Here is a 22,258-nt window from a genome sequence, read left to right on the forward strand (position 1 = left end):
TCTGGCAGCCTCAGTCATGTGACAGCGACTGCCATATTTTCTCGGGAAGCTGGGCCGGACCATGAGTGAGACCACCGTCGACACGCCCGCTGACCTGGCCACCTTCCCGACCGCACGCGACTCCGGCTGCCCGTTCGACCCGCCCGCCGAGTACGCCGAGCTGCGTGCTCAGGAGGGCACGCCCGCGCTGGCGTGCCCGGTCGGCGTCGACGCCCGCGTCGTCAGCCGGTACGCCGACGTGCGCGCGATGCTGGGTGACCCCAACCTCAGCTCGCACGCGGCACCGTCGACGCATGTCGTGGCGGGCGGCCTGCTCGACCGGCCGGTGGCGCCCGGCAGCCTGCTGAACATGGACGGTCCCGGCCACGCCCGGCTGCGGCGCCTGCTCACGCCGGAGTTCACCGTCAAGCGGATCCAGGCCATGCGCCCCTACGTCCAGGGCCTGGTCGACGACCACCTCGACGCGCTGCTGGCGCGGACCGGGCCGGTCGACCTGGTGGCGGACTTCGCGCTGCCGATCCCGTCACTGGTGATCTGCGAGCTGCTGGGCGTCGACTACGCCGACCGCGACCGCTTCCAGGAGCAGACTGCGGTGCTCATCGGCACGAACAGCGACCCCGCCGCGCTGGAGCAGGCCAACCTCGAGGTCGTCGGGTTCATGACCCAGCTCGTGCTGACCAAACTGGCGGCGCCGGGCGACGACCTGCTGGGCAGGCTGATCGTCCGGGCCAGGGAGAGCGGCCAGGAGCTGTCCGTCGAGGAACTGGTCACCCTCGGCATCACGCTGCTGATCGCCGGGCACGAGACCACGGCCAACATGATCGGCCTCAGCACGCTGGCCCTGCTGCGCCAGCCCGGCCAGCTCGCCGCGCTGCGGGCCGACCCCGGGCTCGCGGGCACCGCCGTCGACGAGATGTTGCGGTACCTGTCGATCGTGCAGTTCGGCGTGCTGCGGCAGGCCACCGGCGACCTGACGATCGGCGACGAGACGATCAGGGCCGGAGAGTGGCTCGTCGCCGTGCTGTCCGCCGGCAACCGGGACGAGTCGGTGTTCCCCGACCCCGACCGCATCGACCTCAAGCGCGAGGCGACCGCGCACCTCGCGTTCGGATACGGCATCCACCAGTGCCTCGGCCAGCAGCTGGCCAGGGTCGAGCTGCAGGAGGTGTTCGCCCGCCTGCACCAGCGCATCCCGACGCTGCGGCTCGCCGTGCCGTTCGAGGAGATCGAGTTCAAGAACGACGCGCTGGTCTACGGCGTGCGCGCGCTGCCGGTCACCTGGGACAGGGAGGAGGACGACCGATGAAGGTGCGCATCGACGTGGACGCCTGCGTGGGCGCGGGCCAGTGCGTGCTCGCGGCACCCGACGTGTTCGACCAGCGCGACGAGGACGGCATGGTGGTCCTGCTGCTGGAGGAGCCGCCCGCCGAACTGGAGGCGGCGACCGAGCACGCCGCCCTGCTGTGCCCGGCGCTGGCGATCGTGGTCGACCGGTAGTGGGGAACCTCGGACGGGTGGTCGTCGTCGGTGCTTCGGCGGCCGGCGTCACCACCGCCGAGACGCTGCGCCGGGAGGGCTACACCGGCAGGCTCACCCTGGTCGGCGACGAGGAGGCACTTCCCTACGACCGGCCGCCACTGTCCAAACAGGTCCTGGCGGGTGTCTGGGAGCCCGAGAAGACGGTGCTGCGGCCGGAATCCGCCTATGCGGACCAGGACATCGAGCTGCTGCTAGGGAACGCCGCGTGCGGACTGGACCTCGCTCGTCGCACCGTCGCGCTGGCGAACGGCGAGGAACTCGGCTACGACGGTTTGGTGATCGCCACCGGAACCACCCCGCGGACACTCCCGTCCGGCCACGACCTCGCCGGGGTGCACGTGCTGCGGACCGTCGGCGACGCGCTGGCGTTGCGCGGTGATCTGCTGCGGTCGTCCGCGGTCGTGGTCGTCGGCGCGGGGTTCCTCGGCACCGAGGCAGCGGCGGCGGCCCGGCAGCTCGGGCTGGACGTGACGCTGGTCGACCCGCTGCCCCTGCCCCTGGTCCGCCAGTTCGGCGACCGGGTCGCGGCGGCGATCGCCGAGCTCCACGAGGAACGCGGAGTGCGGCTGCGCACCGGAACCGGCGTGGTCAGGTTGCACGGCGAAACCGCGGTGTCGGGCGTCGAGCTGACCGACGGGACCGTGGTGCGGGCGGACGTCGTGCTGGTCGCGATCGGCGCGGTGCCCGCCACCGGCTGGCTCGACGGCTCCGGCGTGCCCGTGGACGACGGCGTGGTGTGCGACGCCACCTGCCGCACCGCCGACGGCGTGTACGCCGCCGGCGACGTGGCCCGCTGGTTCCACCCGCACTTCGGCGGCCTGATGCGGGTCGAGCACCGGATGAACGCCACCGAGCAGGGCATGGCGGTGGCCCGCGCCCTGCTCGGCGCGCAGACCCCGTTCGCCCCGGTGCCGTACTTCTGGACCGACCAGTTCGACGCGAAGGTCCAGGCGTACGGCGTGTTCCCGGCCGGGGCGGAGATGACGGTCGCCCACGGCCGGCTCGACGAACGGGAGTTCGTGGCGCACTACCTCGCGCAGGGCCGGGTCGTCGGTGTGCTCGGCTGGAACATGGCCAGGCAGCTGCGCCAGGACCGGCAACTGGTCTCCGGCTCGCCCGGCGGGGTCAGGACCGGTCGAACTCCGGGATCAGCTCCCCGATCAGCCTGATGCTCGTCATCACCTCGTCCGCCCCGATCGGCCCGATCTGCTGCAGGCACATCAGCCTGTCGATGCCGAGGTCCGCGTAGGCCCGCAGCTTCTTGCGGCACGTGTCCGGGCTGCCGACGATCAGCGACTGCTGCGCCGACAGCACCTCGAACACCTCGTCCTCGGGCACGTCCTCGCCCTGGATGATCCGGCCGATCACGAGCTGGGCCTCGGTGGGGGCGGCGTCCACCTCGGCGCGCAGGAACTCGCCGGTGAGGCCGTCGCCGCCGGTCGCGAGGATGTCCTGGTGGCGTTGCATGGTCGCGGCGAACTCGGCGGCGGCGTTGAAGAACCGCAACGCCGTCACCGTGTACCAGGCCGCGGCGGCCGCCGCCCCGTTGCGCATGGCCTGTTCGTCGGTCTCGGCGCAGTGCACGAAGGTGAAGTAGGCGACCTGGTCGTTGACGAACGACCCGACCGGCGAGGTGCACTGCGCGGCGGCCGCGCGGTAGAGGTCGATCATGCGGGGCGACCCGGTCGATGGACTCCCAGATCGTGGTGCCCAGCACGCCGACGCCGCGGCGACCGGCCTCCTCGAAGGACGTCGGGGACGCGGCGGCCTGCCACAGCGGCGGGTGCGGGCTCTGCAGGGGCTTGGGGACGATCGAGACGTCGGAGACGTCGTAGTGCGCGCCGGAGTGGGAGAAGCGGTCGGTGGTCCACATCTTCGGCACCATCTCGAACGCCTCGGCGGTCTGGGCGCGCGCGTCGGCGGGCTCGACGCCGAAGAGGTTCCACTCGGGGATGGTGGAGCGGGTGAGGCCGAGCTCGACACGGCCGCCGCTGAGGTGGTCGAGGGTCGCGGCGCGTTCGGCGACGCGGATCGGGTGGTTGAAACGGCCTGGCGCGAGCACGGCGGCGTGGCCGAGGCGGATGCGGGAGGTCTGCTGGGACAGCGCGGCGAGCATCGGCTCGGGAGCGGACGACAGGCTGAACTCCCCCGCTCCGTGGTGCTCGACCTGCCACCAGCACCCGTAGCCGAGCTCGTCGGCGAGGCGGGCCTGCTCGAGGGCCTGGCGGAAGCGGAACTGCTCGGGAGCAGGGCCGGGGTTCTGGATCTCGTTGAACAGATCGATCTTCATCGGCACACACCCTCACCTCGCGCGGACACCAAGGCTGATGTCTCCGTGAGCGACCGGGTCGTTACGCAGGTGGTACCGACTTCTCAAATGGAGTAATGCCTGAAGCACGCATGTCGAAACCGGGCCGTTCCGTTCGTGTGGGGGTGACTTCAACCTTCAAGGAGTGCGGCGATGCGTTCTGTCTCGACGACGATGTTCATGACGCTCGACGGCGTCGTGCAGGGCTTCGGACGCCCGGACGAGGACACGCGTGGCGGTTTCACGCAGGGCGGGTGGGGTGCGCGCTACCAGGACGACGTGCTGGCGGCGGAGATGGCCAAGGGCATGGCGGGGTCCGGGTCGATGCTGTTCGGGCGCCGCACGTGGCAGGACTTCATCGGCGTGTGGGCCTCGGCCACCGACGGGAACCCGTTCACCACGCACATGAACGCCGCCCGCAAGTACGTCGTGTCGTCGAGCCTTCCCGACGCGGACGCGTGGGAGAACTCGGTGCTGCTGCGGTCGATCGAGGACGTGGCGGCCCTGGACGACGACCTCTCGGTCATCGGCAGCGCGGCGCTGGTGCGGTCGCTGCACGCGGCCGGGCTGGTCGACCGGTACACGCTGGTGATCCACCCGGTGGCGCTGGGCGGCGGCGCGCGGCTGTTCGACGGGCCCACCCCGCTGACGGAGTTCGAGCTGACCGGCAGCGTGACGACGCCGAAGGGCGTGATCGTCGCCCACTACGACCGGATCGGTCCCGGGCGGTCGACCAGCTGAGCCGCACACGCCGTCAGCCGCCGGCAGGCGCCTTGGCGGCATTGACCCACAGGACGTTCTGCTGGTCGCAGCGCCACTGCGTCCACCGGCCCGCCAGGACTCCCGCGGCGCCCGCGGCCTCGCACAGCACCATGTGCTCGAAACGCCGGTAAAGCGTCCAGGCACGCTCGCCGCCGCCATCCCGTTCGGTGACGACCTCGGTTCCGGTCGTCGCCTCGGCGCCTGCCGGTGCGGCGACCAGGAACACGGACGGAACGGCGATGGCGGTGGCGGCGAGTACGGACAGCACACGGTTCACAACGGTCTCCTTGTTGCTGGTGTCGTTCACAGTTCGTCCCACCACCAGGTGATGGCGGGGATGGGCAGCGGTTCCGCCGTGACGTCGCACGGATCGGCGGTCCAGGCTGCTTCGGCACGGGGTGCGGGAACGGCCGGCCGTGCACCGTCCTCGGCGGTGTAGCGGGGGACGTTCAACGCCCAGTCGATGTTGCCGCGGATGGCGTGCCCCAGGCAGGCGAGGTACTCCCGCAGCGCGGGGCTGCACGGCCGGGTGAGAACGGTGTCGCGCAGCTGCAGGAACCGGGCCATGACGCGGTCCCGCAGTGCGCGGGCATGGTCGACCGCTGTGTACTCGCCGACTCCGTACTGGTGCATCAGGACGTTGACGATGTTCTGCTCCGCCTGGCTCTCCCGGCTCTCCTTGACGTGGGAATGCAGGTCGTTGTCCCAGGAGGCGATCAGGATCGCCATCTCGGTCAGGGCGCGGATCGGCGGTGAGTCCATCTCCGCACCGGGGATCTCGCTGCCGTTCGCGATCTCCAGCAACGCCAGCGTCGGTTCTCCTCCTGCCGAGTTGCTGCGCATGACGGTGTACTCGTCGAGGCCGGGCATGCGGCCCTGTGCGCGGTTGGCGGTCTGCCACGCCACCGCGTAGAGCCACGACCGGTGCGCGTGCACGAACCTCTGCGCCTGCACCGGTGTGGCGCAGTCGCGCATGCTGCGCGCGATGTCCTGCAACGCCAGGACGAGCGGGTCGTCGACCACCACGTGCCACGGCGACTCCAGAGCGCGCTGGGCTTCGCCCGCCATGCGCAGGAACTCGTGGGGCCTGGTGCTGAACTCACCGGCGTCGCAGCGCAGGTCGTCGAAGATGAAGCCCCAGTAGACCCATCTCACCGCGACCTGCAGGCCCTCCTCGCCGGCGCGGGGGGTGAAGCGGGAGAAGAACTCCGCGCTGTTGGTGCCGATGAGCCGTCTGCGTTGCCTGTCGTCCGCCCACAGTCCTATGTGGTCCATCCAGGCTATGGCCTCACGTTCCGCTTCCGCGGCGTGCGGGTGGATGGCGGGGGCCTCGGGGCAGTAGAAGAGCCGGTGCTCGACGGGATGGTCGAGGGAGGTCATGCGGGTCTCCTTGAGAAATGGTGCCCGGCGAAGAGAAGCGGCGATTCACGGCGTTCTGTTCCACCGGATGCGAGCGAAGTTGCCGCACCCCGCAGATCGATTCAAGTGGTGTGCGCGGTTTCATGCCAAAGAGGGGCTGCGCATGCACTCGATTGAGGTGTGATTTCTGGACGCGGGCGGGGAAGCCGACTGCGGATAGTCCGGCCGGGACACATCCGGGTGTTCACCACGATTCGGCTCGCCGCTCACCGGCATCCGGTGTTAATTTCGGAAAGCCGCGACGGTAGAGCGATTCCCGTCCGATCTTCAGCGGCATCCTCCGCACTCGGCTCACGCTCCAGCACACACGGAGAAATGATGACCAGTGATCTCCTTGCCCTGTCCGCGCTTTCCGCGGCGGACTCAGGGTGTCCGGGCACGGCTCGGGTGCGTGACCAGGTGGACTCGGTGCTGGCGGCCTTCCTGGCCGGCAAGTGCGGTTCTGCTCCGGACCCGTGCCTGCCGCCCCTGGTGGCGGTGCTGCGCGAGTTCCTGGAGGGCGGCAAGCGCGTCCGGCCGTTGTTCTGCCACTTCGGCTGGTCGGCCGCCGGAGGTGATCCCGGCGCCGAGCAGCCCGCTGTCCTGGGCGCGGCGCTGGAGTTGTTCCACACCTTCGCCTTGGTGCACGACGACATCATGGACGCGTCCGACCTCCGGCGCGGCAGACCGGCGGTGCACCGGGCACTGGCCACGGGCTTCCGCGGCCCCGCTGAGGCCGCCGAGCGGTTCGGGACCAGCGCGGCGATCCTCCTCGGAGACCTGGCCCTGGTGTGGTCGGAGGAACTGCTGTGCGTGCTCGACCTCGAAGACCGCCGCAGGAGAGCTGTGCGTGAGCTCGTCGGCACCATGCACGCCGAGCTGATCGCCGGGCAGTACCTCGACCTGCTCGGTGCCGCCGGGTCCGGCGTCGATCCCCTGCGGCGGGCGTGGCGGGTGATCCGCCTGAAAACCGCCCGCTACACGGTGGAGGTGCCATTGCGCATCGGCGCGGTGCTGGCGGGCGCCGACGCGCGCGTCCTCACCGCGTGCGGCGCCTACGGACGTCCGGTCGGCGAAGCGTTCCAGCTGCGAGACGACCTGCTGGGCGTGTTCGGCAACCCCGCCGTGACAGGAAAACCGGACCTGGACGACCTGCGTGAGGGAAAGCAGACCGTCCTGATGGTCCTCGCGTGGCGGCAGGCCACCGAAGCACAACGCGAGGTCATCGCCGCCCTGCACGGCAAACCGGACCTGGACCAGCAGGAGGCGGACCGGCTGCGGGAGGTCGTCCGCGACACGGGCGCCGCCGCCCGCGTGGAGAAGCTGATCAGTGATCGCGCACAGCGCGCCCTGTCGGTGCTGAAGTCGGCGGCGTTCGCCGCGCAGGCAGAACAGGGCCTGACCGAGCTGGCCGTGTCCGCCACCTCCCGCACGCGTTGAGCCGACTTCGAAGGGAGCGCGGTGTCCTCTGAGGACTTCACCCTGCAGGCATTGGGACTGTACAAGGCGTTCGGCTCGCACCAGGTGCTACGAGGTGTCGAGTTCTCCCTGCGACCAGGAGAGATCATGGGGATCATCGGCGAGAACGGCGCCGGCAAGACCACGCTGCTGCGCGTGTTGTCCGGTGAGCTCAGAGCCGACAGCGGCAGCGTCGTGCACAGGGGCCGCCTCGGCTACTGCCCGCAGCGCATCGTCGTCAACAACGAGCTGACGGTGGAACAACACCTGCGCTACTTCCAGAGCGCGTACCAGCTCGCCACCCTCACCCGCGCCCACGAACTGGTGGAGCGCCTGGACCTGACCCGCTACCTGAACCGCAAGGCCGGCCTGCTCAGCGGCGGCACCAAGCAGAAGCTCAACCTCGTCCTCGCGCTCATGCACGACCCCGGCGTGGTCCTCATGGACGAGCCCTACCAGGGTTTCGACTGGGACAACTACCTCGCGTTCTGGGCCATCACCCGGGAACTGTGCGACAGGGGCCAGTCCGTGCTGGTGATCTCCCACATCGCCCACGACATCAAGCGGTTCGACCGGCTGCACAGGCTGCGGGACGGGCAGGTCCACGCCGAGAAGGCCACCGCGCGGCACACCGCCGGCAGGAAGGTGGCGCCGTGAGGCCGGCGACCGCCGTGCTGGCGGACCTGCGCGCGGCGAGGCGGTCCCTGGACGGGCGCACCACGTGGTGGGCCAAGCTGCTCAAGGCCATCGGCTTCGAGGTCACCCAGCACGCCCGCAACCACCTCGCGCTGGGGCTGGTGGTGTGCTTCATCCCCGTCTGGCTCGGCGTGGTCCACACGGTCATCCCCAACAACACCGTCGAGTTCCACTCCCGCGTGCTCGGCCACGCGATGCGGGTCGACGCCAACGAACTGGCCATGATCTCGGCGGTGATCAACGCCGTCACCCTGATCATCGGCTTCATGCAGTTCGCGTCCGTGCGGCGTTCCAGCGATTTCGACCAGCGGCTGGTGCTCGCGGGACATCCGCGCCTGAGCATGCTGGCGGCCAAGTTCGTCGCCCTCGTCCTCGTCTCGATGCCGACGGCCGTCTACGCCGCGGTCGTCATGGACCTGTTCTGGGAACCGCGTCAGCCCGCGCTCGTGGGGTTCAGCCTGTTCACCAGCGCGTTGACGTACGGCGGACTGGGCATGGTGCTGGGCCTGGCGCTGTCGAGCGAGCTGGCGGGCATGTTCGTCATCATCATGGTCAGCCTGATCGATGTCATGGTGCAGAACCCGATCATCAACCCCTCCGCCGACCTCGGCCCGGTGCGGCTGCTGCCGACCTACGGCTCGATGCAGGCCGCGGCCGTCGCCGGGTTCACCGACGACGGCGCGATCGGCCACGCGTTGCTAGGCCTGCTGTGGCTTCTGCTGTTCGGTCTCGTGAGCGTGACCGTGTTCCATTGGCGCACCAAGGACCACGCCGGCCACATCACGTCCCCCGCCACGCAGACCGCGTCGGTCGTCGTGACGTCCCGCGCCGACGGGACCCTGTCGATCGAGTCGACGGCGGGCCCGATCCTGCTGTGCTCCCAGCTGCCCGGCTGTCCGGCGTCCTGCGACAGGACCGTTCCACAGCAACGGGTCCGCAAGGCCCGAGCGGTGCGGATGACCGCACCCGGCGCGTCCTGACCACTCCACGTTCGACCCTCCACTCAGGAACGGTGATCAGATGTCAGCGGATCGGTTCAACGGGCAGCCGTGGGACGTGGTGGTCGTCGGGGCGGGCCCCGCCGGAGCCACCGCCGCCAGGGTGGCGGCGGAAGCGGGATGCGGTGTGCTGCTGCTCGAACGTGCCGCCGTGCCGCGGTACAAGACCTGCGGGGGCGGGTTGATCGGGTGTTCCCAGGCGTACCTGCCCGCCGGGCTCGAGGTCGCGGTCCGCGACGAGATCGACTCCGTGACGTTCGGCTGGAACGGGCGCCGTGAACGCACCGTCGCCTCCACCGGGGGAACGCGCTGCAAGATGGTGTTCCGCGACGAGCTGGACGCCGCACTCACCGAGGCGGCCGCCCGCGCCGGTGCCGTCGTGCGCGACCAGACCTCCGTGTCGGCGCTGGAGGACGAGAACGGCGAGGTCGTCGTCCGCATCGGTGGCGGCGAACGGATCCGCGCGCGTGCGGTCGTGGGCGCGGACGGCAGCGCGGGACGGGTGGGCCGTCACGTCGGTGTCCGCTGCGAGCAGGTGGACCTGGCGCTGGAGGTCGAGGTCCCGGTCGGCCCCGGCGACGCGGCGAGGTGGCGCGGCCGCATGTTGATGGAGTGGGGGCCGCTGCCCGGCTCGTTCGGGTGGGTCTTCCCCAAGGGCGACATCTGCACGGCCGGTGTGGTCGCCACGCGCGGGCGGGGCGAGGCCACGAAGGCCTACCTGCGGGAGTTCCTGCGGCGCCACGGTCTGGCGCACCTGACCCCGTTGCACGACACGGGACACCTGACCCGGTGCCGCCGTCCTGACTCACCGCTGGGGCGCGGCCGCACGCTCGTGGCCGGCGACGCCGCCGCGCTGTGCGATCCGTGGTCCAGGGAAGGGATCTCCTTCGCGTTGCGCTCGGGCACGTGGGCGGGGAAGGCCGCCGCCGAGATCGCACGGGCGGAGCGCCCGGCGGACGCGCAACGGGCGCTCGGCGCCTACACCAGCGCGGTGCGCTCCACCCTGGAGGTCGAGATGCTCGCCTCCCGCGAGGTCATGAACGTCTTCACCAAACGTCCCGGCGTGGTCCACACCGCGTTGACCGCGTTCCCGCCGGTGTGGCGGAGGGTCGACTCGTACCTCGGCGGTGACACCACGATCCCGGCGCTGCTCGGCACGCCCGTCGCCCGCACGGCTCTCAAGGTGGCGGGCCTCTTCGCCTGACGGCGGGGACCGCTCTCCGAAGTTCTCCGACCGGGGACCGAGACACCAGAAGGACTCACCATGCACGAGGACCACGCAGGCAGTGACCGGCAGACGCCGGTGGCGATCATCGGAACGGCGTGCCGGACCCCCGGCGGGGTCACGTCGGCGGAAGAGCTGTGGCAGCTCCTGCTGGACCGGCGTGACGTCGTGACCGGGTCCGGCCCCGGCCGGCGGTGGTCCGACGACGAGCGCGTGGTCCCGGCCGACCTCGCGGGCTCGGGAGCGCTGGGCAGCGGTTCCTTCCTCGACGCGGTCGACCTGTTCGACCCCGGCTTCTTCGGCGTGCCCGTCCGCGAGGCGGCGAGCGTCGACCCGCAGCACCGGTTGCTGATGGAGGCGAGTTGGGAGGCGCTGGAGGACGCCGGTGTGCCGCCGCGTTCGCTGGCGGGGTCGCGCACCGGCATGTTCGTCGGCATCTCCGGCGCCGACTACGCCAAGCGGTTCACGATGGCGGACTTCAACGTCTACCACGGCATCTCGGCGATCCCGTCGGGCGCGCCCGGCCGGATCTCCTACATCCTCGACGTCAACGGGCCGTCCCTGGCCGTGGACGGGGCGTGCGCCTCGTCCCTGATCGCCGTGCACCTGGCGTGCCGCGCCCTGCACAACGGGGAGGCCGACCTCGCCCTGGCGGGCGGCGTGACCGTGCAGCTCGAATGGGGCGGGCTCGTCGGTTTCGCCCGCGCCGGCGCACTGTCCTCACGCGGCCGGTGCGCGGCGTTCGACGCGAGCGCGGACGGCTTCGTGCGCGGTGAGGGCTGCGGGGTGGTGGCGTTGAAGCGGCTGGCCGACGCGCAACGCGACGGGGACCGGGTGCTCGCGGTGATCGCGGGGACGGCGATCAACCACGCCGGGCGGGTGCAGGGCATCACCCAGCCGTCGCGCGGCGCCCAGCACGCGGTCATCCGGGCGGCGATGCGCTCGGCGGGCGTCACCGCGGACGACATCGGCTACGTGGAGGCGCACGGCACCGGCACACCGGTCGGCGACCCGATCGAGTTCGCCGCGCTGACCGACGCCTACGGCACCTCCGGCCGCCCCTGCGCCCTGGGCTCGCTGAAGACCAACATCGGCCACCCGGAGAGCGCGGCGGGGGTGCTCGGGCTCATCAAGGCCGCGCTGGCGGTGCAGCGGGGCACCATCCCGGCGAACCTCCACTTCACCCGCTGGAACCCCGCGATCGACGCGGACGGCACCCGTTTCGTCGTGCCCACGGCCACCACCGCCTGGGACGACCCTGGCCGGCCTCGCCGCGCGGGCGTGTCGGCGTTCGGCGTCACCGGCACGAACGCGCACGCCATCGTCGAGCAGGCGCCACCCGCACCCGAGCCGCCCTCGCAGGACCGGCCGGACAGGATCGTGGTCCACGCCCTCTCAGCCGCCTCACCGGGAGGACTCACGGCCACGGCCCGCCGCCTTGCCGAGCACGTGGAGGCCTCCGACCACTCCCCCGCCGACGTCGCGCACACCCTGGCAGCGCACCGCAGCCACCTGTCCACCCGCGCCTGCGTGGTGGCGGCCGGCCGCGACGGGCTGCTGGACGCCCTGCGCGCGGTGGCCACCGGACAGGACCACCCCGGTGTCCTCTCAGGACCGACGACCGATCCCGGCATGCCGGTGTGGGTGTTCTCCGGCCACGGCTCGCAGTGGCCGGGCATGGGCCGCGACCTGCTGGACCACGATCCCGCCTTCACCCGCACCATCGACCGCCTCGACGCCGTCGCCGCGCCCGCGGGCGTGCCCGTGCGGCGGCTGCTGGCCTCCGGCGAACCGCTGGAACGGATGGACGTGGTCCAGCCGGTGCTCTTCGCCGTCCAGACGGCGCTGGCGGAGATGTGGCGGGCCAGGGGCCTGCGCCCGGCCGCCGTGGTCGGCCACTCGATGGGCGAAGCGGCCGCCGCGGTGGCGGCGGGCATGGTGACGCCCGAGGAGGGCATGCGCATCACGATCGCGCGGTCGTCCCTGCTCCAGCGCGTCGCCGGTGGCTGCATGGCCGTGGTCTCGCTGCCCGTCGAGCGCGTCGAGGCCGGGATCGCCGGCGTCCCCGGCGTGTCGGTCGCGGTGGTGACCGCCCCGGCGACCACCGTCGTCGCGGGCGGCGGTCCCGCCGTTGCCGGGCTGATGCGCCGCTGGCAGGACGAAGGTGTGTTCTGCAAGCAGGTCGCCGTCGTGGTGGCCGCGCACTCCCCGCAGGTCGACCCGATCCTCACCGAGATCGCCGAGCGGACGTCGTGGCTGCCGGGAACACCGGCGGTCGTGCCGTTCTACTCCACGGCGGGAGATCCGCGGGAACCGGTGGTCTTCGACAGCGCGTACTGGGCGCGGAACCTGCGCGCGCCGGTGCGTTTCGACCTGGCCTGCAAGGCGTTGGTCGAGGACGGGCACCGCGTGTTCCTGGAACTCGCACCGCATCCGCTGCTGACGCAGGCCGTGGAGGAGAACGCCGCGGCGCTCGGAGCACCGGTGGTGGCGGTGGGTTCGCTCGACCGGGACCGGGGCGGGCACGAGTCGATGGTCCGCGCCGCCGCCGCGCTGCACGTGGCGGGCGTGCCGGTCGACCTCGTCGCCGTCAACGGCGGTGGCACGCGGATCCCGTTGCCGCCCACAGCTTTCGACCGCTCCCGGTACTGGCAGGACCCCGTGCGCGGGTCACGCGGTGCGGCGGCGCACATGTGGCTGGGCGACCGGTCGGCCGTACCGGATCCCGAGGCCGAGGACGGCACCCGGCACGTGTGGAGCGCGGACCTCGGCACGGATCGCGCCGAGTGGCTGGCGCAGCACACCCTGCGCGGCACCCCGCTCGTGCCCGGCGCCGCCCACGTCGAACTCGCCCTCGCCGTGGCCACCGACCTGCTGGGCTGCGGCACCGACGAGATCCGCCTGACCGGCGTCCGGTTCGAGCGCGCGCTGCCGCTGGCCGCCTCCGTGCCCCTGCAGGTCGCGGCCACCAGGACCGGGCACCGCGTGGACGTCGAGGTCGTCCAGCACACCGGCGGCGGGTGGGACCGGATCGCCGCGGCGACGGCCCTCCGGGGCGACGGGGCGGCCGATCTCCGTCCCGCGCTGCCGATCCCGGACTCCCCGGCTGATCTGGACGCCCTCTACGCGGCGTTCCGCCGGATCGGCCTGGACACCGGTCCGGCCTTCCACTCGATCACCGCCACCACGGACGACGGGGTGGTCCGCCTGCAGGTGCCCACCGACGCCGAGATCCGCACCGGGGCCCCGCGCGTCCACCCCGTGCTGATGGACGGGTGTGTCCTGTCGGTGGCGGCCTGCCTCGCTCGCGGTGACGAACCCGGCGACGGTGACGGGCCCTGGTTGCCCACGGGCATCGGTGAGGTCGTGTTGCCCGCCCAGCCCGGCCGCATCGCGTGGGCACGCGCCGAAGTGAGGCGCGACGACACCACCGCGACCGGTCGTGCCGACCTCTACGACGAAGCCGGCGAGTGGGTGGGCGCGATCGAGGACGTCGGCTTCGTGCGCAACACCCAGGCCGCGGCCGACAGCGCGAAGCTCAACGCCAGGTTGTTCGAGATCGCCTGGCTCTCCGTCCCCCTGCCGGAACAGCAGCCGGCGCACTCGGACGGCACCTGGGCGGTGATCGGCGAACCGGGTGACCACGACGGCGTCGCCGAGCGGATGGTCGCGGCGCTGACGGAGGCAGGGCTACGCGCCGAGCTCCACCACGACACGTCCGCGGTTCCCGAAGCCGCGGCGGTCGTGTGGTGCGCCACGGGTGCCCTCGACGACCTGGAACGCCTGACGAAGGTGACCGCTCTCGTCCGCGAGCACGGACGGCACGACTCGCCGTCCCGGCTGTGGCTGGTCAGCCGCAACGCGCGACCGGTGCTCGACGGCGATCCGGCCGACCCCGGTGTGTGTGCGCTGCGCGGGCTGTTGCGCGTGGCCGCCGTGGAACAGCCCGAGTCGGAGGTGAGCTGGGTCGACGGCGACACCGGCACGGCGGAGGACCTGGCCGACGTCGTCGCCGAGCTGGTGGCGGGGACGGCCGAGACCGAGATCGCCTGGCGCGCCGGGCAGCGGTACGTGGCCAGGATGACGCGTGCGCCGCTGGCCGTGCGGCCGCCGCGGACCACCCGTCAGGTCGACGTGGTCGCGGGTGAGGACGAGTTCGTCCTGTGCCCGCACCAGGACGGGGGCCTGGACAGGCTGAGCCTGGTCGCGACCGGCGAGCCGGTGCCCGCCCCAGGGCCGGGACAGGTACTGCTGCGACCGGTCGCGTGCACCGTGCACTTCCGCGAGGTGCTGATCGCGCTGGGCATCTACCCGACCGACGACGGCAGCCTGCCCGCGCTGGGCTCGGACGCCGCCGGGGTGGTGCTGGCGGTCGGTGACGGCGTCGAGGACCTCGAGCCCGGCGACCAGGTCACCACCGTGATCACGGACGGCAGCGGGTCGATGGCCTCCTACTGCCTGGCCGATGCCGGGCTGACCGCACGCATCCCCGAAGGCTTCGACCCCGTCGCCATCGTCCCGTCGGTGCTGACCTACATCACGGCCTGGCACTCGCTGCACGACCTCGCCCGACTGCGTGAAGGCGAGACGGTGCTGGTGCACTCCGCCGCCGGAGGCACCGGGCTCGCCGCGATCCAGGTCGCCCGGCTGCTCGGGGCCACGGTCATCGCCACCGCCGGCACCGAGTCCAAGCGCCGTTACCTGCGTGAGCACGGCGTGGAGCACGTGTTCGACTCTCGAACCCTCGACTTCGCCGAGCAGGTGCGGGAAGCCAGCGGCGGACGTGGTGCCGACGTCGTCCTCAACTCGCTGACCGGGCCCGCCATGCGCGCTTCGCTGGACCTGCTCGCCCCGGCCGGGCGCTTCGTCGAGATCGGCAAGCGCGACCTGTACGACGGCGCGCGCGTGGACCTCGGCAAGTTCCGGCACGGCAACACCTACATCGCCCTGGACCTGGTGCTCACCGCGAACGAGCGACCGGCCGTGTTCCGCGCGGCGATGCTGCGGGTGCTCGACGAGATCGCGGCCGGCCGGCTGCCCCTGCTGCCCAGTGCGTTCGTCCCCCTGCCCGAGGCGGCGGAGGCTTTCAAGCGACTGGCCTCCGGCGACCTCATCGGCCGCGTCACCCTCATCTTTCCCCCTGCCGGCCAACGGTTGCGCGTGCACGCACCCGCCCTCACGAGCGTAGTGCGTGGCGGGGCCGCCTACATCGTCACGGGCGGTACGCGGGGCCTGGGACTGGAGGCGGCCCGGTGGCTGGCGGAGTCCGGTGCGGGCCGGGTCGTCCTCGGTGGACGCGGCGACCTCGCGCCCGATGCCGCCGCCGCGCTGGACGCGGTCGCGGCCACCGGGTGCGAGGTGGAGGTCGTGCGCGGCGACATCACCGAGCCGGAGACGGCCCGGCGCCTGGTCGCGGCGGCAGGGCCGGACCTGCGCGGAGTGCTGCACACCGCCGTGGTGCTCGACGACTCCCCGCTGGAAGCCATGACCGCGGACCACCTGGCGCGGGCGTGGCACCCCAAGGTCACCGGCCTGCTGAACCTGCACCACGCGACCGAAGGCCTGCCACTGGACTGGCTCGTGATCTTCTCGTCCATGTCGGCGCTGCTGGGCAACCCCGGCCAGGCCAACTACGCGGTGGCGGGCTCGTGGGTGGACGCCTTCGCCCGGTGGCGGCACGACCAGGGGCTGCCCACCCTGTCGGTGAACTGGGGAGCCTGGGGTGAGGCTGGCCGGGCGACGGACTTCGCCGCACGCGGCTTCGACACCATCTCCACCGCGGACGGGTTCGCCGCGCTGACCGCGTTGCTGCGGCACCAGCGGGTCAACACCGGGGTGCTCGACTACCAGCCCGAGCTGCTGTTCCGCGCCTTCCCCCACGCGCTGGACAACCCGCTGCTGGCCGGCCTGCGCACCGGCGGCACCTCCGAGCGCGCAGCGACACCGGCCCTCGACCTGCGCGCCGTGCAACCCGGTCCGGCGCGGGCCCGCATGGCACAGGACGCCGTGGTGCACGTCCTCGCCGCACTGCTCGGCACCCAACCCTCCGCCGTGGCGACGCATGCGAAGTTCACCGACCTCGGCCTCGACTCGTTGCTCGCCGTGGCCTTCACCCGCAGGCTGCGCACCGACCTGGACGTCCCCGTCAGTCCCGCCGAGGTGTGGGCGCACCCGTCCCCCGCCGAACTCGCGGGCCACATCGACTCGTCGCTGGAAGCGCTCGTCGGCAACGGGTGATCCTCGGGAACAGCGGCGTGCGCCTCCCTGCCGGGCCGGCGGCGCGTGAATCGTCGAATTTTCGTCGAACGACGCGCGGTGAATTTTCGACCGCAGTCGCCGGACCTCGTTGTTATCGCTAACTCAACGCCAGCTCGCGTAAGCGCCATTGCCATCCAGAGCAGCCTTGCCACATAGTGTTAACGCTCACGTCCGGAGCCCTCCTCTCAATGGCGCTAGGAGCCGGTCCATGCGTTTCCCCCTGCCGCGTGCCGTCCGTTCGTTCAGAAGGCGCGTGCTCATCGCCGTCACGGCCGCGTTCGCCGCCGGGTCGGCTGTCGTCGCCAGTCCGGTGGCATCGGCGGCCGGCCCTGTGCCGCACTACGTGATGACCGCGTTCACGAACAGCAGCGAGTCGAACATGTACGTCTTCGACTCGGCGAACGCGACCAGCTTCACCCAGGTCAGGGCCAACGCCTACACGCCGCCGTCGGGACTGATCCGCGATCCCAGCGTCCTGCGGCACACCGACGGCTACTACTACCTCGTCCACACGACGAACTGGACGGGCGACACCATCGGTTTCGCCCGCAGCGCGGACTACGTGAACTGGACGTTCCTGCGCAACGTCCGGGTAGGACTGAACGGGGCTACCGGCAGCACCTGGGCGCCGGAGTGGTTCAAGGACTCCGACGGCAGCGTGCACGTGGTCTTCTCCGCGTCCACGGCCGGAACGGCGGGACAGTTCAGGCCGTACCGGATCACCGCGGCGAACGCGGACCTGTCGGCGTGGAGCAGTCCGGTCGCGCTCGGCGTCCCGGCCAACTACATCGACAGCTTCCTGGTCAAGGTCGGTGGGACGTACCACAACTTCCTCAAGAACGAGACCACGAAGTACATCGAGCACGCCACCGCCACCTCGCTGAACGGGCCGTGGACCTTCGTCGGCACGGGCAACTGGGCGGGCTGGGGTTCCGGGCTCGAAGGGCCCGCGCTCGTGCGGCTGCCCGACGGCCGGTGGCGGATCTACTTCGACCAGTACGGCCAGCGGCGGTACTTCTACGCCGACAGCACGAACCTCACCAGCTTCGGTGCCAAGGTCGAGCTGGCGGGGCTGTCCGGCACCGCGCGGCACTTCACCGTGCTGCGGGAGGACTCCGGCGACGGCACGGCGGTGGCCACGGGCGCCCGGTCGTTGCGCTCAGCCAACCTGCCCGACCGGTACGCCCGCCACCGCGACAACCTCGGCTACGTCGAGCCGGTGAGCTCGTCCAGCGCGCTGCCGGTGCGCCGGGACGCGACGTTCACCGTCGTGGCCGGGCTGGCGAACGCGGCCTGCTACTCGTTGCGCTCGGTGAACTTCCCGGACCGCTACCTGCGGCACTACGACTTCCGCGTCCGGCTGGACACCAACAGCGGTGACGCGACGTTCGCCCGCGACGCCACCTTCTGCGGCCGGGCCGGTCTCGCGGGCGGCGGCAGCACGTCGTTCGAGTCCTACTCCCACCCCGGGCGCTACCTGCGCCACCTCGACCACGAGCTGCGCGTCGACTGGCGCACCTCCGGCTCGGCGTTCGCCGGCGACGCGTCGTTCACCGTCACCGCGCCACTGGCCTGAAAGGACAGTCGATGAAGACCGTTCTCCTCCGCCTGGCCGTGCTGGCGCTCGCCGCCGTCACCTGCGTGGCCGGGATGCCCGTGCCGCAGGCGGGTGCGGCGCCCGCGGTGCGGTACACCAACCCGATCGCGGAACGGCGCGCCGACCCGCACATCTTCAAGCACACCGACGGCTTCTACTACTTCACCGCGACCGTTCCGGAGTACGACCGGATCGTCCTGCGCCGCGCGACCACGATCCAGGGACTGGCCTCCGCGCAGGAGACGGTGATCTGGCGCAAGCACTCCAGCGGCGAGATGGCCGCCCACATCTGGGCACCGGAGATCCACTTCATCAACGGGAAGTGGTACGTCTACTTCGCGGCGGGCCGCAGCGACGACATCTGGCGCATCCGGATGTACGTGCTGGAGACCTCGGGCGCCAACCCGCTGACCGGGTCGTGGACCGAGCGCGGCCGCGTCACGACCGGGTGGGACACCTTCTCCCTGGACGCCTCCACGTTCGTGCACAACGGCGTGCGCTACCTGACCTGGGCGCAGCAGGAACCGGGCATCGCCACGAACTCCAACGTCTACCTCGCCCGCATGGGCGCGAACCCGTGGACGATCACCGGCACGGTGACGCGGCTGGTGGTGCCGTCGCTCGCCTGGGAGACCCGCGGGTTCAAGGTCGCAAAGGGACCGGCGGTGTTGCAGCGCAACGGGAAGGTCTTCCTGACCTACTCGGCCAGCGCCACCGACGCGAACTACTGCCTCGGCCTGCTGACCGCCTCAGCCTCGGCGGACCTGCTCAACCCGGCGTCGTGGACCAAGGGTGCCAGCCCCGTTTTCACCAGCAACGACGCGACCGGCCAGTACGGACCCGGCCACAACTCGTTCACGGTGTCCGAGGACGGCAGCAGCGACGTCATGGTCTACCACGACCGCAACTACCGGGACATCAGCGGCGACCCGCTCAACGACCCGAACCGCCGCACCCGCGTGCAGAAGGTCTACTACAAGGCTGACGGCACACCGGACCTCGGCATCCCGGTCGCCGACGGGCCGACGCCCGTCAGGCTCCGGTCCTACGCCGCCACCGACCGCTTCGTGCGGCACTGGGAGTACCGCGCACGCGTGGAGGCAGGCGTGGCCCCGCTGGCCGACTCCCAGTTCAAGCTCGTCACGGGGCTGGCGGGCTCCGGCACGGTGTCGCTCGAGTCGGCCAACTTCCCCGGCTACTACCTGCGGCACCGCAACAACGAGCTGTGGGTCGACCGCGGCGACGGCAGCACACTGTTCCGCAACGACGCCAGCTTCACGCAACGCGCCGGGCTCGCCGCGAGTTCGGCGGTGTCGTTCGAGTCTGCGAACTTCCCCGGCCGCCACATCCGCGCCAGCGGTGGACTGCTCTACCTGCAGGCGGTCACCGACGCGCAAGGACGGGCGGACGCGACGTTCGTCCTGGAGTGACAACGGTTCCACCCACCGCCGCCGCGACTCCGTCCCAGAGATCGAGGTGTCTCATGGATCTGAGGAAGTACGCACTGGCCAAAGCCGCCCTGGTCGCGGCGGTGGTCCTGACCACCACCGTCGCGACGGCACCGCACGCGTCGGCCTATCCCCTGCCGGGTTATGTCACCGGTGACGTCGGCGTGCACGACCCGAGTGCGGTGAAACGCCCCGACGGCAGCTACCTGGTGGCGCACACCGGTAACAACATCGCGCTGAAGACCTCCGCCGACCGGACCGCGTTCCGCAACGCCGGTTCGGCGTTTCCCGGCGGTGCGTCGTGGACCACCCCGTACACCGGTGGCAGCAGCAACCTCTGGGCGCCGGACGTGTCCTATCGCGACGGACTGTACTGGCTCTACTACTCGGCCTCGACGTTCGGCTCGAACCGGTCGGCGATCTTCCTCGCCACCAGCCCGAGCGGCGACTCCGGCACGTGGACCCACCGCGGCCTGGTGGTGGAGTCCCGGACGTCGGACAACTTCAACGCCATCGACCCGGACCTCGTCGTGGACGACCAGGGCCGCTGGTGGCTGAGCTTCGGCTCGTTCTGGTCCGGCGTCAAGATGGTCGCGCTCAACCCGGCCACCGGTCTGCGTTCCGACTCGACAGTCCGCTCCATCGCGGGCAGGAACGGCGGGGCGGTCGAGGCGCCGAACATCGTCAAACGCGGCGGCTACTACTACCTCTTCGTCTCGTTCGACCTGTGCTGCCGGGGCGCGTCCAGCACGTACCGGGTGATGGCCGGCCGCTCCACCAGCGTCACCGGCCCGTACGTCGCCCGCGACGGCACCGCCCTGAACTCCGGCGGCGGCACGGAGGTCCTGGCCGGGCAGGGCAGCGTGCACGGACCGGGGCACCAGGACGTTCTCGCCGACGTCGACGGTGACGTCCTGATCTACCACTACTACACCGGCACCGGCGCGTCGCGGCTCGGCATCAACCTGCTGGCCTACGACTCGGCCGGCTGGCCGTTCCTGCGGTGAGGAGAACCCCCTTGACCTCGATCAGCAGCTCACGCGGCACCGTCCTGGCAGCCACCGTCCTCCTGTTGAGTGGCATAACGAGCGCCGTGCCGACGGTGGCGTCCGCCGCGGTCGTGGACACCAACGCGTCGTACGCGTTGGTCAACCGCAACAGCGGCAAGGCACTGGACGTCTACGACCTGGCCACCGGGGACGGTGCCCGGATCTCGCAGTACGCGCGCAACGACGGCGCCTGGCAGCAGTGGCAGTTCGTCGACTCCGGCGGCGGCTACTACCGGGTGAGGTCCCGGCACAGCGGCAAGGTGCTGGACTTCCCGTCGACCGCGGACCGGGCCGGGCTCGTGCAGACGACGGACGCCGGCCGCACCGGGCAGCAGTTCCGCCTGGCCGACTCGCCGGACGGGCACGTCCGGCTGGTCAGCCGCGCGAGCGGCAAGGCCGTCGACGTCCTCGACTTCTCCGCCGCCAACGGCGCCCAGGTGATCCAGTGGCCCGACACCGGCGGCGCGAACCAGCAGTGGCGGCTGGTGAGGATCGGCGCACCGGGCAACGTCACCAACCCGATCAAGGCCAGCGGCCCCGACCCGTGGCTGCAGTTCCACAACGGCTACTACCACCTGGCCACCACGACGTGGAACTCCACGATCACCATGCGCCGTTCCCGCACGCTGGCCGGTCTGGCGAGCGCGGCGGACACCGTGGTGTTCAACCTGTCCGGCCGCCCCAACGGGTGCTGCAACATGTGGGCACCGGAGTTCCACCTCCTGGGTGGCCGGTGGTACCTGTACTACGTCGCCGGGCAGAACGTGCCCGACTACAACCCCACCCAGCGCCTGCACGTGCTGGAGAGCGCGGGCACCGACCCGATGGGTCCGTACACGTTCAAGGCGGACCTGGGCAGCACGTGGGAGCTCGACCCGAGCGTCCTGCAGCACAACGGGAAGCTGTACCTGATGGGCAGCGCGATGGACGGCACCCAGAGCCTGACCATCACCCCGCTGTCCAACCCGTACACGATCAGCGGCGCGCGGCGCACCATCTCGCAGCCCACCCTGGCGTGGGAACGGCAGACCGCGCCGGTCAACGAGGGCGCGGAACCGCTGTACCGCAACGGCCGCACCATGATCGTGTACTCGGCCAGCGCCTGCTGGGGTCCCGACTACAAGCTCGGCCTGCTCACCCTCACCGGGTCCGACCCGCTCAACCGCGCGCACTGGACCAAGTCGCCCGACCCGGTCTTCCAGCGCAACGACGCCCACGGGGTGTTCGGCCCCGCCCACAACGGGTTCTTCAAGTCGCCGGACGGCACCGAGGACTGGATCGTCTACCACGGCAACACGAGCGCCTCCGCCGGATGTGGCATGGAACGCTCCACCCGCGCACAGAAGTTCACCTGGAACGCCGACGGCACCCCGAACTTCGGCACGCCGGTCCCGCTCGGCGCCCAGCTCCCCGCGCCGTCAGGCGAGTCCATCGGCTGACCCGACCGTCCTGTTCGGACCGCACTGAGGTCGGATCGACTGCCGCCGGAGCGAATCCGCGGCAGTCGATTCGACGGTCGAAC

Annotated in this window: 16 protein-coding genes and 1 pseudogene; 13 read left to right on the forward strand and 4 right to left on the reverse strand. The window is 71.3% G+C overall.

All coding sequences use genetic code 11. The features are described from left to right. The first annotated feature begins 61 nt into the window (after positions 1-61). The 3 genes from LX88_RS23265 to LX88_RS23275 are packed head-to-tail and all read left to right on the forward strand — an operon-like array spanning position 62 to position 2,708. Positions 62-1,306, forward strand: a complete 1,245-nt coding sequence (locus LX88_RS23265; RefSeq protein WP_258949920.1) for a cytochrome P450 — start codon at positions 62-64, stop codon at positions 1,304-1,306. Next, positions 1,303-1,497 carry a ferredoxin gene (locus LX88_RS23270; protein ID WP_090064320.1) on the forward strand — a complete coding sequence of 65 codons (195 nt, stop codon included), beginning with the start codon at positions 1,303-1,305 and terminating at the stop codon, positions 1,495-1,497. Before LX88_RS23265 ends, LX88_RS23270 begins: the two co-directional genes overlap by 4 nt. Beyond that, entirely contained in the window at positions 1,497-2,708 is a 1,212-nt protein-coding gene (locus tag LX88_RS23275; RefSeq protein WP_258949921.1) for an NAD(P)/FAD-dependent oxidoreductase, read from the forward strand. The genes LX88_RS23270 and LX88_RS23275 overlap by 1 nt, the downstream gene beginning before the upstream one ends. Here the strand turns inward: LX88_RS23275 and LX88_RS23280 are convergent. After that, on the reverse strand, positions 2,665-3,210 hold the full coding sequence (locus tag LX88_RS23280; RefSeq protein WP_258949922.1) for an LLM class oxidoreductase: 546 nt from the start codon (positions 3,208-3,210) through the stop codon (positions 2,665-2,667). The two genes, LX88_RS23275 and LX88_RS23280, sit on opposite strands and share 44 nt — an antisense overlap. Positions 3,211-3,289: 79 nt before the next feature. Next, positions 3,290-3,829: pseudogene (locus tag LX88_RS23285) on the reverse strand (LLM class flavin-dependent oxidoreductase); the annotation flags it as partial. 171 nt (positions 3,830-4,000) lie between these two features. On the opposite strand from LX88_RS23285, the gene LX88_RS23290 reads away from it, so the two are divergent. Continuing rightward, the gene (locus LX88_RS23290; RefSeq protein ID WP_258949923.1) at positions 4,001-4,588 is read left to right on the forward strand and encodes a dihydrofolate reductase family protein; all 588 of its coding nucleotides are present in this window, start codon (positions 4,001-4,003) and stop codon (positions 4,586-4,588) included. Positions 4,589-4,601: 13 nt separating this feature from the next. Here LX88_RS23290 and LX88_RS23295 read toward each other — a convergent pair whose 3' ends face one another. Beyond that, a complete protein-coding gene (locus tag LX88_RS23295; RefSeq protein ID WP_258949924.1) occupies positions 4,602-4,886 on the reverse strand; it encodes a hypothetical protein in 285 nt (94 codons plus the stop codon). Positions 4,887-4,912: 26 nt separating this feature from the next. Continuing rightward, the gene (locus LX88_RS23300) at positions 4,913-5,989 is read right to left on the reverse strand and encodes a terpene synthase family protein (protein ID WP_258949925.1); all 1,077 of its coding nucleotides are present in this window, start codon (positions 5,987-5,989) and stop codon (positions 4,913-4,915) included. A 357-nt stretch (positions 5,990-6,346) separates the two neighbouring features. On the opposite strand from LX88_RS23300, the gene LX88_RS23305 reads away from it, so the two are divergent. From LX88_RS23305 to LX88_RS23345, 9 genes are all read left to right on the forward strand, one after another. After that, a complete protein-coding gene (locus tag LX88_RS23305; protein WP_258949926.1) occupies positions 6,347-7,447 on the forward strand; it encodes a polyprenyl synthetase family protein in 1,101 nt (366 codons plus the stop codon). Positions 7,448-7,468: 21 nt separating this feature from the next. Further along, positions 7,469-8,122 carry an ABC transporter ATP-binding protein gene (locus LX88_RS23310; protein WP_258949927.1) on the forward strand — a complete coding sequence of 218 codons (654 nt, stop codon included), beginning with the start codon at positions 7,469-7,471 and terminating at the stop codon, positions 8,120-8,122. Then, positions 8,119-9,141, forward strand: coding sequence for an ABC transporter permease (locus LX88_RS23315; RefSeq protein ID WP_258949928.1), 1,023 nt, complete (start codon positions 8,119-8,121; stop codon positions 9,139-9,141). Before LX88_RS23310 ends, LX88_RS23315 begins: the two co-directional genes overlap by 4 nt. Before the next feature lie 40 nt (positions 9,142-9,181). Then, positions 9,182-10,363, forward strand: coding sequence for a geranylgeranyl reductase family protein (locus tag LX88_RS23320; RefSeq protein WP_258949929.1), 1,182 nt, complete (start codon positions 9,182-9,184; stop codon positions 10,361-10,363). A 60-nt stretch (positions 10,364-10,423) separates the two neighbouring features. After that, the gene (locus LX88_RS23325; protein ID WP_258949930.1) at positions 10,424-16,621 is read left to right on the forward strand and encodes a type I polyketide synthase; all 6,198 of its coding nucleotides are present in this window, start codon (positions 10,424-10,426) and stop codon (positions 16,619-16,621) included. A 229-nt stretch (positions 16,622-16,850) separates the two neighbouring features. After that, positions 16,851-18,218 carry a glycoside hydrolase family 43 protein gene (locus LX88_RS23330; protein ID WP_258949931.1) on the forward strand — a complete coding sequence of 456 codons (1,368 nt, stop codon included), beginning with the start codon at positions 16,851-16,853 and terminating at the stop codon, positions 18,216-18,218. An 11-nt stretch (positions 18,219-18,229) separates the two neighbouring features. Next, positions 18,230-19,669 carry a family 43 glycosylhydrolase gene (locus LX88_RS23335; protein ID WP_258949932.1) on the forward strand — a complete coding sequence of 480 codons (1,440 nt, stop codon included), beginning with the start codon at positions 18,230-18,232 and terminating at the stop codon, positions 19,667-19,669. Between the two features lie 53 nt (positions 19,670-19,722). After that, complete coding sequence (locus LX88_RS23340; RefSeq protein WP_258949933.1) at positions 19,723-20,694, forward strand: arabinan endo-1,5-alpha-L-arabinosidase; 972 nt, start codon at positions 19,723-19,725, stop codon at positions 20,692-20,694. Positions 20,695-20,705: 11 nt separating this feature from the next. Beyond that, a complete protein-coding gene (locus LX88_RS23345) occupies positions 20,706-22,175 on the forward strand; it encodes a family 43 glycosylhydrolase (protein WP_258949934.1) in 1,470 nt (489 codons plus the stop codon). Positions 22,176-22,258 lie beyond the last annotated feature (83 nt).

The sequence above is a fragment of the Lentzea californiensis genome (assembly GCF_024648825.1).
Taxonomy (GTDB): Bacteria; Actinomycetota; Actinomycetes; order Mycobacteriales; family Pseudonocardiaceae; genus Lentzea; species Lentzea californiensis.

Excerpts from the sequence above, each read along its gene's own strand:
- LX88_RS23265 (WP_258949920.1), top strand. The coding sequence starts at position 62 with ATGAGTGAGACCACCGTCGACACGCCCGCTGACCTGGCCACCTTCCCG.
- LX88_RS23305 (WP_258949926.1), top strand. The coding sequence starts at position 6,347 with ATGACCAGTGATCTCCTTGCCCTGTCCGCGCTTTCCGCGGCGGACTCA.
- LX88_RS23280 (WP_258949922.1), bottom strand. The coding sequence starts at position 3,210 with ATGATCGACCTCTACCGCGCGGCCGCCGCGCAGTGCACCTCGCCGGTC.
- LX88_RS23335 (WP_258949932.1), top strand. The coding sequence starts at position 18,230 with ATGAAGACCGTTCTCCTCCGCCTGGCCGTGCTGGCGCTCGCCGCCGTC.
- LX88_RS23320 (WP_258949929.1), top strand. The coding sequence starts at position 9,182 with ATGTCAGCGGATCGGTTCAACGGGCAGCCGTGGGACGTGGTGGTCGTC.
- LX88_RS23330 (WP_258949931.1), top strand. The coding sequence starts at position 16,851 with ATGCGTTTCCCCCTGCCGCGTGCCGTCCGTTCGTTCAGAAGGCGCGTG.
- LX88_RS23290 (WP_258949923.1), top strand. The coding sequence starts at position 4,001 with ATGCGTTCTGTCTCGACGACGATGTTCATGACGCTCGACGGCGTCGTG.
- LX88_RS23340 (WP_258949933.1), top strand. The coding sequence starts at position 19,723 with ATGGATCTGAGGAAGTACGCACTGGCCAAAGCCGCCCTGGTCGCGGCG.
- LX88_RS23270 (WP_090064320.1), top strand. The coding sequence starts at position 1,303 with ATGAAGGTGCGCATCGACGTGGACGCCTGCGTGGGCGCGGGCCAGTGC.
- LX88_RS23300 (WP_258949925.1), bottom strand. The coding sequence starts at position 5,989 with ATGACCTCCCTCGACCATCCCGTCGAGCACCGGCTCTTCTACTGCCCC.
- LX88_RS23325 (WP_258949930.1), top strand. The coding sequence starts at position 10,424 with ATGCACGAGGACCACGCAGGCAGTGACCGGCAGACGCCGGTGGCGATC.